This window comes from Streptomyces pseudogriseolus (assembly GCA_002154585.1).
GTDB classification, from domain to species: domain Bacteria; phylum Actinomycetota; class Actinomycetes; order Streptomycetales; family Streptomycetaceae; genus Streptomyces; species Streptomyces pseudogriseolus.
Map to the genome: position 1 here is coordinate 1 of MUNG01000700.1, position 967 is coordinate 967.

The 967-nt window shown below is 75.3% G+C and carries 1 protein-coding gene; it reads right to left on the reverse strand.

Annotated elements, in window-relative coordinates; genetic code table 11:
* On the reverse strand, positions 1 to 767 hold a 767-nt coding region (folP, locus tag CCN29_RS34175; protein WP_086686334.1), incomplete at its 3' end, for a dihydropteroate synthase.
* Between the last annotated feature and the right edge of the window lie 200 nt (positions 768 to 967).

The window sequence follows — 967 nt, forward strand, 5'->3', positions numbered from 1 at the left end:
GCCAGGGCGGTGACGGCGGCGGTGGCCGCGTCGCGTTCGCGGGCGGGCGGGGGCGGGGCGTCGGAGCCCGCCAGCACCCGGCCGAGGAACCGCTTGCGGGACGCGGCGACGAGCAGGGGGTGGCCGAGGCCCAGCAGGCGGTCGAGGCGGGCGAGCAGCGCCAGGTCGTGCTCGGCGTCCTTGGAGAAGCCGAGACCGGGGTCGACGATCACGCGGTCGGGGGCGATGCCGGCCTCCAGGACGGCCTCTACGCGCGCGTAAAGCTCGTCGGCGACCTCGGTGACCACGTCGTCGTACACGCCCCGCACGTTCCCGCCCTCCAGGAAGCCACGCCAGTGCATGACGACGAACGGGGCGCCGGCGGCGGCGACGACGCCGGTCATGGCGGGGTCGGCGAGGCCGCCGCTGACGTCGTTGACCAGGGCGGCCCCGGCCGCGAGCGCCTGCTCGGCGACGGAGGCGCGCATGGTGTCGACGGAGACGGTGACGCCTTCCGCGACGAGACCGCGGACCACCGGGACGACGCGCCTGAGCTCCTCGGCCTCGTCGACGCGGGTGGCGCCGGGGCGGGTGGACTCGCCGCCGACGTCCACCAGGTCGGCGCCCTGGGCGACCAGGTCGAGGCCGTGCTTGACGGCCGTGGTGGTGTCGAACCAGCGTCCGCCGTCGGAGAAGGAGTCGGGGGTGACGTTCACGACTCCCATGACCGCGCACCGGTCCCGGTGGGGGAGGCCCGCGACCTGACGGCGTCCGCTGTGAGTGCTCATACGTTCAGCGTAGGCCCAGGGAGGGTGCGCGGTGCCGCTCGGGCCCGGCGTGCGGGAAACGCCGTGGGCGGACATTGGCGGGGCCTTTCGGGCCGCATTGCGGTGAGCGGGACGCGCGGAAGACGGGGGTGAGCGGGAAAGGGGACGGAAACGGGGTTCGCGGCGAGGCGCGGAAACGGATCGGAGGGGCGGGACGGGAG